The sequence below is a fragment of the Streptomyces melanogenes genome (assembly GCF_014649795.1).
Classification (GTDB): domain Bacteria; phylum Actinomycetota; class Actinomycetes; order Streptomycetales; family Streptomycetaceae; genus Streptomyces; species Streptomyces noboritoensis.
Genome location: NZ_BMTS01000034.1, coordinates 23,480 through 36,404 on the forward strand (window position 1 = coordinate 23,480; position 12,925 = coordinate 36,404).

General features: G+C 70.3%; 11 protein-coding genes. 6 read left to right on the plus strand and 5 right to left on the minus strand.

The window, feature by feature from the left end:
• Positions 1-149 precede the first annotated feature (149 nt).
• Positions 150-650, minus strand: coding sequence for a tetratricopeptide repeat protein (locus tag IE252_RS38505; RefSeq protein ID WP_190094159.1), 501 nt, complete (start codon positions 648-650; stop codon positions 150-152).
• Between the two features lie 229 nt (positions 651-879).
• Between IE252_RS38505 and IE252_RS38510 the strand changes: the two genes are divergently transcribed.
• Positions 880-1,605, plus strand: a complete 726-nt coding sequence (locus IE252_RS38510) for a DUF2625 domain-containing protein (protein ID WP_190094160.1) — start codon at positions 880-882, stop codon at positions 1,603-1,605.
• A gap of 238 nt (positions 1,606-1,843) precedes the next feature.
• Here the strand turns inward: IE252_RS38510 and IE252_RS38515 are convergent, their stop codons facing one another.
• Positions 1,844-2,221 (minus strand): hypothetical protein, encoded by a 378-nt coding sequence (locus IE252_RS38515; RefSeq protein ID WP_190094161.1) that lies wholly within the window; start codon positions 2,219-2,221, stop codon positions 1,844-1,846.
• A gap of 385 nt (positions 2,222-2,606) precedes the next feature.
• Here IE252_RS38515 and IE252_RS38520 point away from each other — a divergent pair, with 385 nt between their 5' ends.
• Positions 2,607-3,650: a winged helix-turn-helix domain-containing protein gene (locus IE252_RS38520; protein WP_190094162.1), complete on the plus strand. Its 1,044-nt coding sequence runs from the start codon at positions 2,607-2,609 to the stop codon at positions 3,648-3,650.
• A gap of 345 nt (positions 3,651-3,995) precedes the next feature.
• Here the strand turns inward: IE252_RS38520 and IE252_RS38525 are convergent, their stop codons facing one another.
• Together IE252_RS38525 and IE252_RS38530 are read right to left on the minus strand one after the other, a co-directional pair.
• Positions 3,996-4,427 carry a hypothetical protein gene (locus tag IE252_RS38525; RefSeq protein WP_190094163.1) on the minus strand — a complete coding sequence of 144 codons (432 nt, stop codon included), beginning with the start codon at positions 4,425-4,427 and terminating at the stop codon, positions 3,996-3,998.
• Between the two features lie 22 nt (positions 4,428-4,449).
• Complete coding sequence (locus tag IE252_RS38530) at positions 4,450-6,567, minus strand: NACHT domain-containing protein (protein WP_190094164.1); 2,118 nt, start codon at positions 6,565-6,567, stop codon at positions 4,450-4,452.
• A gap of 178 nt (positions 6,568-6,745) precedes the next feature.
• Between IE252_RS38530 and IE252_RS38535 the strand changes: the two genes are divergently transcribed.
• A complete protein-coding gene (locus tag IE252_RS38535; RefSeq protein ID WP_190094165.1) occupies positions 6,746-6,964 on the plus strand; it encodes a hypothetical protein in 219 nt (72 codons plus the stop codon).
• A 373-nt stretch (positions 6,965-7,337) separates the two neighbouring features.
• Positions 7,338-8,237, plus strand: a complete 900-nt coding sequence (locus tag IE252_RS38540) for a GNAT family N-acetyltransferase (RefSeq protein ID WP_190094166.1) — start codon at positions 7,338-7,340, stop codon at positions 8,235-8,237.
• Here the strand turns inward: IE252_RS38540 and IE252_RS38545 are convergent.
• Positions 8,234-10,525 (minus strand): MMPL family transporter, encoded by a 2,292-nt coding sequence (locus IE252_RS38545; protein WP_229849080.1) that lies wholly within the window; start codon positions 10,523-10,525, stop codon positions 8,234-8,236. The two genes, IE252_RS38540 and IE252_RS38545, sit on opposite strands and share 4 nt — an antisense overlap.
• A 175-nt stretch (positions 10,526-10,700) precedes the next feature.
• On the opposite strand from IE252_RS38545, the gene IE252_RS38550 reads away from it, so the two are divergent.
• A complete protein-coding gene (locus IE252_RS38550; protein WP_190094167.1) occupies positions 10,701-11,873 on the plus strand; it encodes a sensor histidine kinase in 1,173 nt (390 codons plus the stop codon).
• A complete protein-coding gene (locus tag IE252_RS38555; protein WP_190094168.1) occupies positions 11,848-12,510 on the plus strand; it encodes a response regulator in 663 nt (220 codons plus the stop codon). Before IE252_RS38550 ends, IE252_RS38555 begins: the two co-directional genes overlap by 26 nt.
• The last annotated feature ends 415 nt before the right edge of the window (positions 12,511-12,925 follow it).

Here is a 12,925-nt window from a genome sequence, read left to right on the forward strand (position 1 = left end):
ACCCCCGGTGCCTCGGGAACGGCCCACCTGCCGACCCCGAGGCACCGACCGACAGCGAGTGGATCCGGCCGGACATCGCGGGTCACAGCGACCGCCACGCACACCCGCTCACCAGCACCCGACCGACTCACCACAGAGGGCCGCGGATTTCAGACGGTCGCGTTGAGGTCCTGGGCGTAGTGCTGGATGGCGCGCTGATATCGACGTACGTGGGGATCTTCGCTGGTGGTGGCGAGCAGGGTGAGCAGGATGCGCATGGCTTCGTGATGGTCGTCTATGTTGAACAGGGCCATGGCGAGGAAGGTCTGCAGAGCGCCGTCGTCGGGGTACTCCTTCACGGCCTGACGGAGAGTGCTGACCGCCTTGGCGTACTGGCCGAGGGTGCGGTAAGTGCTGCCCAGGCCCAGGAGCGCCCCGCGGCGGTCTTCCGTTGACAGACCTGATCCGTTGAGGCTGCGTTCGTAGAAGGGGACGGCTTCGGCCTCCATGCCGAGCACGTCGTGGGCCCAGGCGGTCTGATAGGCCACTTCACGGTCTTCTGGATATTGCCCGGCCAGTTCCATCAGTTGTTGGCGGGCGTCCTCGTGGTGTCCCTGCTCGCGGAGCCGGACAGCCCTGGCCAGCAGTTCGTCTCTGGTGGTTCCGTTCATCCCTGCATGATCGCAGTTCCCAGGCGGGATTCCTCAACTGGCGAGAGAGCGGGGCCTTCTGGGCCCACGCGTCCGCCCCCGCCGCCCACCGGGCTGCCGCGTGACCGTCAGCGCCGATACCTCTCAGCCGTTGCTCCCCACCCCGGGCGAACCCTCTATCCCCTTTGCTGGATCGATTGAAGGCGACCCGGGGGGACTGAACCGGCGATGATGTTGCGAGGATACGGAGATGCGTGAGGTCCATGAGTTGGTCAACGTCGATGATCCTGCCTGGCCGGTCTTCCTTGAGGAGCTGTCCGGCACCGACGTTCCGGTTGAGGTGCTGCCTGGCGATGCCGAGGTAGGCCGCGCCTCCTTGCGGCAGCTTCAGGTCTCCGCCCGGTCACATCTGGGCGGGATCGTGCTGAACTGCGGCGGTCTGCTGGTGGACGGCGGATGGTTGCGGATCTTCGGAAGCCCAAGTGCCGACGCCGAGGCGCTGCCCAGCTTTGCAGGGATCAACGCGATGCCCTCGGCTTTCGATCCGGCTTGGCGGCCGGGGGCGGGTCTGGTGGTTGCGCACGATGTGCTGGGCGGGGTCTTCGCCCTCAACGGGAGCAATCCCCGTGAGGCCGGCCGACCCGGTGAGCCGGGCGAGGTCGTCTACTTCGCCCCTGACACCCTGGGATGGGAGGCGCTGGGCGCCGGCCACTCGGCCTGGCTGTCCTGGATTCTCGCCGGTGGGCTTCAGGAGTTCTACGAGACCCTGCGGTGGGACGGCTGGCGCAGTGAGGTCTCTGCGCTGAGCGGGCGGCAGGGACTGTCCTTCTTTCCACCGGTCTGGTCGGCGGAAGCCCGCCAGGACCTGCTGGCGACCAGCCGTCGCGCCGTGCCCATGGCGGAACTCCTGGGCCTGAGCCGCGACTCGAGCCGTCAGTTCGACGGCACCGACCCGGGCTTCCTCGGCGCCACATGAACCGGCCCACTCGCCCAGAGGATGGAGGCAGCTGACCCATCCACGGCATCACCGCAACGAGGCCGAGACCCTTCACGCAGTGGCCTCGCCTTATGCGGGGCCACTGCCACGACCGCATCCTCCCGGACACCCCCACGACCAATCAGGCCGCTGCCGGTGAGCCCCCGCAAGGACGCGAAGTCCTAGGGTTGAGTCCGGCGGGGAACTGATGGCAAGCCCTGCCGGACGACGGGTTGGGTTAGCCACCGACCTTGGACAACTGCTTGCAGGGGCCGTTCTGCTGGCTGCAGACGAGGAAGTACACGTCCTTCACCATGAAGAGATCCTCATTGTCCTGCAGGACCGCTTCACCGTTGTCGTTGCCGTGCACATAGAGGGTGCGCCACGTGCTGCTGTTGCTGTTCTTGTATTTGATCTGCAGTTGGGGCCACATACCGTCGCCGTGCACCACGTCCGTGAGGACGATGTGGTTCATGTAGGCGTTGTAGTAGCCCGGCAGGAAGTCCGAGGGCTCGTAGTAGTACTCCAGGCTGGCGCAGGCGAGGGAGGTGCAGGCGGTGAAGTACCCGCCACCGGCGGCGCCGCTCTCGCCGGCGTGGGCCGGCGTTGCCGTCATGGCCGTGACCAAGACCGCCGCGGGCGCGATGCTCGTCAGAGCTCGTAAGATCTTCTTCCGCATATGCCCCTCCGATGGGAATGTTGGCCACTCGCGCGCACAGGTGTGCGCGGGTTCGTCGGCGCTTGCCGTAGGCGCCGCTAGGTTTCGCCGCTTCCCGCGGCAGAGGTCGGGCCTTGTCGAGCATGCTTTGCTTGACGGCTGGGCCGGAGTCATACGCCTCAGCAGCGGCTGCTGTGCTCCCCCGCCCCTCCTGACCTCTGACGGGCGCCCGCGTAACCGATCAGGTACACCCTGCGCCCAGCCCGGTGCGGAATTCGACTCGTTTCGACCTGTCCCGAAACGCGAGCGATGGGAAGGATCAACCGACGGCGAGGGGGATGTGGTGCTACGGGTTCACTTCACTGTCGAGGACCTGGCGCAAGTACAGGTCACGGTGTTGGGGCCGCTGGCAGAAACGCAGCTGAGCCTGCGGACTGTGCAGCGACGTGACCGTGCGGCGCTGTTCCATGGCTGGCGTGCGCGTACCGGTCCGCAGATCGGCGCCGATGGGAGGGAAACAGCGCGGTTTCTCAGCTCCCCTGCCGGAGGGCTGGTCGATCTGTTCACTCTCGTGGGCGCGGCAAGCTCTATGGACGAGGGGATAGAGCGCCTGATCAGTGCATCGGACCGGAGACTGCACACGGAGTTCTCCGTACTACCGCGCACGAGTACGCGGCGGGCACCATGGCTGGCCCAGGCAATGAACGCCGACCCGCGGGCACTGCGAAGGATGGCCATCGCGCTACAGGGCTGCCACCGCGTGGCAGTTGACCCGTACTGGAGACGTATCCACCAGCACCTGGAGGGAGAGGTGGCACGGCGTGGACGGCTCATGGTGCAGGACGGCGTGGGGGCACTGCTGAACAGCCTGCGCCCGATGGCCGTGTGGCAGCCCCCCGTGCTGGAAATCCCGGGCTATCGGCCCCTGCTCCACCCGGAGGCCGACTTCCACGTGACGGGCCGTCCGTTCCTGCTGGCTCCGTCGGTGTTCTGCGGGCCCGTTCCCCAGCTGTTCGCCAGCCCCCAGGCCAACACGGTCCTCATGGTGTATCCGGCTCTGAGCAACCCGGTCCACGCGACTGCCCTATGGGCTTCCCCCACGGATACGCGCCAGGCCGATGCCCCGGTGCCGCCCGCTCTGTCCGCGCTCCTCGGCCGTACCAGGGCAATCGTGCTGTGTGTGATAGCCGACCATCCCGCGTGCACGACGACGCAGCTCGCGCGGCGAGCGGGCATATCACCGGCCAGCGCCAGCGAGCACGCCACCACCCTGCGCAGCGCCGGGCTGACCACCCTTACCCGGGAGCGGAAGGCCGCCCTACACACACTGACCCATCTCGGCCTCACCCTGCTGAACACCAACGGCTCCGCTCCAGTCGGCTCCTGAACGACAGACGCCAGACCTCGCAGAGGGCCAGCGCATCGGTTTCCGCCGCGCTGGACCAGCCGGACCTCCGGGTCCTCCCCCACGGCGTCCTCGGCCAGGACCAGCCACGGCTCATCGAGCCGGAGGGGGAGGTCGTGCTGTTTGGCGGACACCCCCAGGGCCGTGGTGCAACGGCATGCCGGGAGCGGTCAGCTCACCACCAAGGAGAGTGAGCGCACGCGCGGTGATTGGTTGCAAGGTATGGCCGATTGCCAGCATGTGCCAGCCTTCCCGAACCCCGAGCAGGGGTAGGGGATTCCAACGGCCGGGCTCACCCACTGCGAGTGAGAACCTCATCACCTTCGCTCAGTGCTCTATACGGCTCCTCAAGTACCCTTCATAGTCGATCACTTCGCAGTACAGAGTGGCAGCCAACGCTGGGTCACGCAGCAGCCGTTCGAGCCACCTCTTCGCAGTGTCCAGGGTGATGACCCGGTCGCGCTGGCCCGCGATCATGTCGTGCAGTGCTTGTACGGCCTCCTCGCGGCACGCTCGGCCCAGGCCGGCGTAGACCGCGAGCGCCCAGGCCTGGACCGAATCCTCGCTGTGGCGGCGGTTGAGGACCTCGCGTACTGCCCGGGCGGCTTCGTCGGCGTACCGCGGCCCCAGCCTGGCGAGGTGGTGCACGGCCGCGGCGGCGCGGCCGTAACAACCGTCGTGGACGTGCTTCACGATGAGGCGGCGCAGCTCGGGCGCGGACTCGTCGGCCCATGCGGGCCCGAGTGCGCCAAGCATCATGACGGCCAGGCAGCGAAGGTCGTCATCGGCGGGCTCCGTGAGGAGGCCCCGGGCGGCAACGGCAGCCCTCTGTGGGCGCCTGTCGGACAGCGCCCACAGAGCCCGTAGCCGGTGCGGTCCCGGGCGGTGCGCGTGCTTGTCCAGGAACTCGTCGACGAGTGGGTGCCAGAGCGCGCCGACCTGTTGCCACCAGTCGTAATGGTCCGGTGCGTACGGGGGCGGGCAGTGTGCTCAGGAAGCGCGCGTAATGCCTGGTTTCCCCTCGCGCGCCGTCCGCCAGGAGGGCTCCGGCGAGTTTCTGACCTGCGGCTCGGTGGTCCAGCAGCCAGTCCAGCAGCTCAGCCCCGGCGGCAGGCCGGTGATGGGTGTACTGCAGCAGGACCGCACGGTCGAGATCGTGGTGGCGCGCCTTCAGCAGCGCCTCCTCCCAGGACGGTGACGCGGGGCTGAAGGACGGCGGCAGGCGCGTGGCGAAGTACTCGGCAGCAAGGTGCTCGGCGATGCTGGCATGCACGAACTCCACCTCGGCGTCGTGTCGGCGCACGATGAGTCCGGTGCCGACGAGAGCCGCAGCGGTCTTCTCCGTCCATCCGGCCACCGAAGCCGCCAGACGTGTACCGAGGCGCTCGCCCAGCCAGTTCCACGCGGTCGTCAGCAGCGCGCCGCTGTCCTTGGTCGTCGCCTCGACGGCCAGCCGGTGCAGAAGCCCGTCGCGCAGCGCCCGCGCTGCGGCGGTGGTGTTCACGTCGGCACCCGGCTGCCAGAGCCGGTCGCCGACCCGGTCCGCGTCCTGCAGGAGCCGGCGCCACGCGGCGAGGCCGTGCGCCTCCTCGGTCCTGGCGAGGTAGGCGCGGTACTGCTCGTACAGGCGGTACCGGCTGGACGGCAAGGGGTGTTCCGGCGCGGCCTCGAAGATCATGGCCGTGATCGTGGCCAGCAGGGGGACGCGGGCCAGTTCGCGCAGACCACTGCGGGCGATCTGTGTGAGGTAGGCCCTGGCTGTGCCGGGCGCGGTCGTGCCGAGGGCGAACCAGCGTTCGGCGAAGTCCTCCAGGTCCTCCGGGTCGAACGGATCGAGCAGGTACCTTGCGAACCCGGCCCGCCGTAGCGCGTCCATCTCGGGTACCGGTAGCGGCCGGGTCGTCACCAACAGGCGCATCGTGGTGTCCGGGGCACCGGCCAGTGCGGCGAGTTGACCGATCAGCGCGCGTCGGGATGCGGCGTCGGTGATCTCGTCGATGCCGTCCACCAGCACCAGCCAGAGGGCGGGCGGGGGCGGCCAGCCCTCGCGGCCGTTTGCCGTGTCGGCGGTCCGACAGGCGGTCACCTGCTCGAGTACCGCCGTGAGGCCACCGTCCCGTGCGAGCTGGCTTGCGGTGATGTGGAGAGGTGCGAACCCCGGCGCTGGCCTCTCGCCGTCCAGCCATCTGCGGGCCAACTCGCCGGACAGCCGCAAGGTGAGCGTCGACTTGCCTCCGCCGGGCCCGGCCACCACGAGCAGGTGTCGCGGCTCGGTGTCGAGCACGGCCTCGATCGGCCGCAGCACAGGCGGCAACGGAGGGCTGCTGGCCTCGCGTCCGGCGTCCACCGGCGGCGACCCGTCCGTGGGGTCGGTCGGCCTCCGCAGCAGCTGACGGACGTAGACCTGCGACAGCTGCGGAAGACTGCCCTCGTACAGCGGGTACGGCAGGGCCTCGGCAGCCACGTGGTGGCGTTGCATCAGGGCGTGGACGGCCGGCGGAAGCCGTTCGCTGCCGTTCCGCTCCGACGCCGGGACGGGCCGGCGGGACGCTCCGCGCGCGGCGGCCCACCAGCCCTTCCAAACCGCCCAGTCCGGTTCGCCGTGGCGCGTCAGGCCAACGCCGGAGGGGCACCGCCCGCTCCCGCGGCGCCGGGCCCGGACCTCCAAGTCGGCCAGCACCGGCTGCAGGCGCTCCCACCGGTCGGGTACGTGATCGCCGTTCTTCCAGGCGCTGATCAGCCCGCCAGCCGCCCGCCCCTGACGCGATCTCAGACCGCTCGCCGCCGCGACCGCGTTCAGGTCCGGCTCACCGGCGGCCTGCCACAACGCCTGCATCCGTGCGGCGAACCGTGCTCGCGGCTCCTCACCGTCGCCCGCCGCCTGGAGAACCGCTGCCACGCCCACCCCCATGCGCGCCCATCCGGTCCGGTCCGGACCGGATGACTCACTCTAAGGCCACGGCCTGCGCGTTCGAGGCGCACGGGACAGACGCACGGCCACGACCGCCGCACCAGCGTCTCCACTGGAAGCGGCCATCGCCTGCCTGCCCGATTCGGGCTCGACTTCGGGAGTCGCTGTGTTCGCTCTGTCCTGCGCCATCTCCACCGTCCTCCCCGCCTCGGTACTGCTCGTGATCGCACTCGTACCGTGGACCCGGCACGCGGCCCTGCTCCTGGGGCTCGTCACCGCGCTCATGACGACCCACGGCGAGCAGCGGGTACGGCTGTTCACCGCGTTCGCCCAGGCGCTGACCCCCTCCGCAGGCGGACGGGACGGCCGTGCACGTGCCCGGTGACGAGGCTTGGGGGAACGGGATGAGCACGTCGGCACCATCTCTGAGCACGAGGAATCGCAACGAGCCCCACCGCGCCTGCCTGCCTGCGTGGGAGGACACGACACCGCCTGATCGCGCCCGCGCACGGCGTGCTCCCTCCGATGCGAACCGGATGCTCGGCGAGCCCCGCCAGCCCCTGCTTCAAGGAGCACGGAAATCCGTGGACGGGCCCGTCGAAGATCACGTACGGTGTGGCTTCACGCCCTGAGATGAACGGAAGGAGGCGAGTGCCGTGCAGTTCACACCTTTCCAGCGCTCCCTCTTCCACTGTCCCGGCGTGGTTGGTCAGTTCTGACCGGGAGCGCTCCAAGCAGCCTGTATCCCGGAGGAATCCATGACCGATACGGTCATCCGCACGCTCACCGCGAGCGACGCTCATCTCTTCGACGCACACCCCGACCCGCTGGGCGCCCGTGAAGGCCATCGGCGTACCCGGTTCCGCCCCGACTGGAAGCGCGTCGCCCTGCGCGACGGCGAAGTCGTCGCACGCGGCGCGTGGTGGGGCGGCCCCGACGACTCCGAACCCGTCAACATCAACTGGTTCGACGTGGCCGAGGGCGAGGAGGAGGCTGGAGCCGAACTCCTGCGCTCCGCTCCCTGGCAGGTCGAACTCGAGATCAACCTGCCCGGCGGCTGGCCGGAAAAGACCGACCTACGCGCCGCAGCCGAGGCGCGCTTCGCCGCCGCTCGCGCCGCAGGGTACGAACCCCTGGTGGAACGCTTCCTGTATCGCTGGACCCCGGAACAGGGTCTGCCCGAGCGGCCCGGACGCCTGCGCTTCAGTACCGAACCCGACGACGCTGTGTTCTTCGACGCGCTGCGCCGCATCCACTCCGCCACCCTGGACGCCCACGCGCTGAAGGCCATCGAGGAGGGCGGCCTCGACCAGGCCGCCCAGGAGGAACTCGACTTCTTCCACTGGTGCCCCTCCCCACGGGAGTGGTGGCAGATCGCGCGCACGCCGGAGGGTGACCTGGCCGGCATCCACATCCCGGCCCACAACCCCTCCGGCCCGACCATCGGCTTCATCGGAGTCGTCCCGGAACAGCGCGGTCGCGGCTACGCCTACGACCTCCTCGCGGAGTGCACCCACCTCCTCGTAGAGCAGGGCGCGGAGTTCATCAGCGGTGCGACCGACCAGGGCAACTCCCCCATGGCCGCCAACTTCACCAAGGCCGGCTTCCCCGTCATCCGTGAACGCATCAACTTCCACCCGGCGGGCCAAGCAGCCTAGCGAGGAGTAGCACGCGGCGAGTGGTCCGCTCCGATGGCAGGTCCGGACCACTCGCCAGTGCCCGGCGGTATGTCGTCGGTGCCGACCGGGCCGCGGGGAAGCATCCGGTCCAGCCACTTCGGCAGCCACCAGTTGGCCCGGCCGAGGAGCGTCATGGTCGCCGGTACCAGCACCATGCGTACGACCGTGGCGTCGATGAAGATCGCGGTGGCCAGGCCGAGCCCGAACATTTTGGCGGAGGGGTCCTCGGCGACGGCGAAGGACAGGAAGACCGCCACCATGATGAGGGCGGCCGAGGTGATGATCCGGGCGGTGCCCGAGACGCCCTCGACGATCGCCGTGCCGTTGTCGCCGGTGCGCAGGTACTCCTCGCGTACGCGGGAGAGGAGGAACACCTCGTAGTCCATCGACAGGCCGAACAGGATGGCGAAGAGGAACATCGGGATGAACGACACGATCGGAACCGTCGCTTCCAGCCCGATGAGTGCGCCTCCCCAGCCCCACTGGAAGACCGCGACCATGATGCCGTAGGCCGCGCCGATGCTCAGCAGGTTCAGCAGTACCGCCTTGAGCGGTACGAGTATCGAGCGGAAGACCAGCATCAGCAGCAGGAACGACATCGCCAGCACGGCGGCGACGAACACCGGCAGGCGTTGGCTGGTGCGTCGGCCCACATCGGACAGGCTCGCGGCGGCGCCGCCGACGTGGGCCCTGGCCGGGCCGTGCCCGATCGCGGTCGGCAGCACGTCGGTGCGCAGCCGGGCGATGGTGTCGGCCGTGGCCTTGTCCTGAGGGCTGGTGGTCGGGAACACCACGAGGGTCGCGATGCCGGTGGCCCGGTCGATGTGCGTCGGCGCGACGGATGCGATGCCCGGATCCGCCGAGACCGCCCCGACGAGTCGGTCCAGCACTCCCGGATCACCGGCGGGGTCCGCGGCGATGACGAGGGGACCGTTGGTGCCCGGGCCGAACCCCTCGGCGACGAGGTCGTAGGCCCGGCGCTCGGTACGGCTGTGGGGCAGTGAGCCGTCGTCGGGCAGGCCGACGCGCAGGCCGAGCACGGGCAGCGTCGCCGTCAGCAGCAGCCCCGCCGCGCCGACCGCGTACAGCACCGGGTGCCGGCTGACGTGCCCGATCCAGCGACGCCACCCGGCGGCGGGAGCGGCGCCCGCCACCGTGTCCCGCCGCCGTGCGAGTCGGCCCAGCGTCCCGGTCCGCAGAGCCCGGCCGATCCGGCCGGCCCTGGCCAGGCGTGGGCCGGCGGCGCCGAGAAAGGCCGGCAGCAGCGTCACCGACGCGACCACCATGGTCAGAACGACGATCGAGACGGCGAGCCCGCCCACCGTCATGAACGGCACGTTCGCGACCGCCAGGCCGAGGATCGACACGACGACGGTTCCGCCGGCGAAGACCACCGGCCGCCCCGCCGTGGCCACCGCTCGTCCAGCCGCCTCGTGCGGATCGAGCCCGCGCGCAAGGTACTCCCGGTGCCTGGCGAGCACGAACAGCGCGTAGTCGATGCCCACTCCGAGCCCGACCATGCTGCCCAGGACCGGTGCGAAGGTGGGGACGTCCGTCACCCCCGCCAGTACCGTCATCGTGGCAACTCCGACGGTCAGCCCGAAGACAGCCATGCCGATCGGCAGCGCGGCGGCGACGAGCGAACCGAACGCCAGGAACAGGATCGCGGCCGCGGCGAGGATGCCGATCAGCTCGCTAGCGCCGCCGTCGGGGTCGGAGAAGGCGTAGAAGAGGCTCCCGCCCATCTCGATGCGCAGGGGCAGTTCGGCGCGCAGCCGGTCGCCGAGATCGACGAGGGCGTCGAGGTCTTCGGCCGACAGCCGGCTCTGGTCGGGATACTGCACCCGGACGACCGCGATCCGCCCGTCGGCCGAGACGAGCCCGCCGCGTACGGCGGTGTCCCCGCCTGCGTCGAGTGCCCCCGCCGGGTCGCTCGTGCCGAGCACATGCGGCAGCCGCTTCACCTCGGTCTGCAGCCGCGTGAGAGCGGTGCGCGCACTGTCGTGGTCGAAGAACGTCGCAGCGCCGTCGTGGGGGGTGACGACCACTTGGGCGGTCATCCCCTCCTGGCCGGTGCCAGCCCGCTCGATCAGTTCCGCGGCCCGTTGGGAGTCCAGCCCCGGAGCGGTCATCGAGTCCGCGGTCCGCCCGCCGAAGGCGATCGCGGCGAGGACGGCGAGCGTGGCGGCGACCAGCCATGCCGCGATCACCCGCCAGGGATGGCGGGCGGCGCCTGTGCCCAGGCGCAACAGGGCTTTCGAGAGCATCGGGTCCTCCAACCACCTCGTCGGCCGTCCTTGTACGGCCGCCGATGCCGAGGCTCGTCGCCACGGCGCTCCGCGGCATCGGCCCGCGGGCCGCGGATCCGTCGGCCCCGGGGCGGAGTGACGACCCGTCCTTTCGGCCGATGCGCGGCACGCCGCGGCCCCTAGGCTGAGAACCGTGCTCCGAGACGACCTGCGAACCCTGTGGACCGAACCCCGGCCGCCCGACGCGCCCGCCCGGGTGCGGCGGGACTGGGCGCTGCTCGCCGTGGGCCTGGGCGGTGTGGTGCTGGAGGCCAGCCTGCGCGAGAACGTCGTGTGGCGGCCGGTGGCGGTGGTGTTCGCCGTATGGCTGTGCCTGCTGCTCTTGTGGCGCCGGACCCGCCCACTGGCGATGGTCCAGCTGGCGTTCGGCTCGGTGATTCTGCTTCAAGTGGCCTCGCTCGTCGCCGCACCGCGCGAGCCGGTCGGCCTGGACACCAGCGCGGTCGTGCTCGTGCTGGTGTACGCGCTGCCCCGGTGGGGATCGGGACGCGAGATCGTGCTGGGCGGCGCGGTGATCCTCGCGGCCGGCGCGCTGTGTTCCGTCACGGCCGAGACCCCGGTCGTCGAAGGGGTCGTGGGCTTCGTCTTCCTGCTGCTGCCCGGCGTGGTCGGGGCTGCCGTGCGGTTCCGGGTGACCGCTCGCGAGCGGCAGTTGGACCAAGTGCGCTCCCGCGAGCGCGAGCAGCTCGCCCGGGAACTGCACGACACGGTGGCCCACCACGTGTCGGCCATGGTGATCATCGCCCAGGCGGGCCGGGTGCTCGCGGGCACCGACCCGTCCGCCGCCGTAGAGGCGCTGGAGGGGGTCGAGGAGGAGGGGGCGCGCACGCTGGAGGAAATGCGCGCCATGGTCGCCACGCTGCGGGACCGCGGGGTCGGCGCCGAGCTGGCGCCCCCTGCCGGCGTCGCGGATCTGGAGCGCCTGGTGCGCACCCCCGGCGGTCGCATCAAGGTCGACCTGGGGCTCGACGGCGAACTGGACACGCTGCCCCCGGCCGTGGACGCCGCCGTCTACCGGATCGTGCAGGAGTCGGTGACCAACGCGCTGCGCCACGCGGTCGACGCGACCGAGGTCGTCGTCCGGGTCGCCGCGGAACGACACATGGTACGGGTGAGCGTGCACGACAACGGCCGGCGCACCGGCCGGGGTCGCGACGGATACGGACTTACCGGACTGCGCGAGCGCGCGACGCTGATCGGCGGCACACTACGAGCCGGCCCTGGCACCGACCGGGGCTGGCATGTCGACGCCGAACTGCCGAGAGCGAGGAGCGAGAGCGGTGTCCATACGCGTCCTCGTCGCTGACGACCAGACGATCATCCGCACCGGGCTGCGCATCATGCTGAACGCCCAGCCCGGCATCGAGGTGGTCGGCGAGGCCGCCGACGGGCGGGAGGCGGTACGTCTGGCCCGCGAACTGCGCCCCGACGTCTGCCTGTTCGACATCCGCATGCCCGTACTCGACGGGCTCGAGGCCACCCGGCTGGTCGCCGGCCCGGGCGTCGCCGACCCGCTGGCCGTGGTCGTCATCACCACGTTCGACCTCGACGAGTACGTCTACGGCGCGCTGCGTGCCGGCGCCCGCGGATTCCTCCTCAAGGACACGGGACCGGACCTACTGGCGCAGGCCGTACGGTCGGCTTCCGACGGCGAGGCGCTCATTGCCCCCAGCGTCACCGTCCGTCTGCTCCAGGCATTCGCGGACCTGCCCGCCGGCCGGCCCGCGGCCCAGCCGGTCTCCCCCGTCACCGCCCGCGAGGAGCAGGTGCTCCTCGCCGTCGCCCGCGGGCTGACCAACACCGAGATCGCCGATGCACTGCACATCAGCCTCAGCACGGTGAAGACGCACCTGGCCAGCCTGATGGCCAAACTCGGCGCCCGCAACCGGGTCGAGATCGCGATGTGGGCCTACGAAACGCGCCGCATCCTCCCCGGAACCTGACCCGGGTACCGGGCCATGTCCCATGAGTCCCCACCCGGACATCAGTGCACCGGTCGGCCCACGTCGGCGCCACGTGCCTCACCCGCCCCAGAGCGTGACGTACCTGGAGGCCGGAACTGGGACGGTGAGACACCCGCTACGACAAGACTCCCGACAGCTACCTCGCCAGTCTCCACCTGCACGCCTCGACGATCTGGATCAAAGACCTCACCAGGACCACCCGATGATCACGACTCGATACGCGCCCTAGGACCCTCTCGACCGGCAGGAATCCCAGCCCACGACCGACTCCCCCCTCCCCTCCCGCACGATGGCTGCTCGACGTCATTCCTGATGGTGCGCGCTCTCACGTGGGCTAACCGGGACATACGGCAGCGGCCGCTCGGGGATGCAGAGGTGACGGCTGCGCAGGCAG

What these genes read in the sequence shown, in the direction of transcription:
- IE252_RS38510 (WP_190094160.1), top strand. Translation starts at nt 880, where the DNA reads ATGCGTGAGGTCCATGAGTTGGTCAACGTCGATGATCCTGCCTGGCCG.
- IE252_RS38505 (WP_190094159.1), bottom strand. Translation starts at nt 650, where the DNA reads ATGAACGGAACCACCAGAGACGAACTGCTGGCCAGGGCTGTCCGGCTC.
- IE252_RS38540 (WP_190094166.1), top strand. Translation starts at nt 7,338, where the DNA reads ATGACCGATACGGTCATCCGCACGCTCACCGCGAGCGACGCTCATCTC.
- IE252_RS38525 (WP_190094163.1), bottom strand. Translation starts at nt 4,427, where the DNA reads ATGATGCTTGGCGCACTCGGGCCCGCATGGGCCGACGAGTCCGCGCCC.
- IE252_RS38545 (WP_229849080.1), bottom strand. Translation starts at nt 10,525, where the DNA reads ATGCTCTCGAAAGCCCTGTTGCGCCTGGGCACAGGCGCCGCCCGCCAT.
- IE252_RS38515 (WP_190094161.1), bottom strand. Translation starts at nt 2,221, where the DNA reads ATGACGGCAACGCCGGCCCACGCCGGCGAGAGCGGCGCCGCCGGTGGC.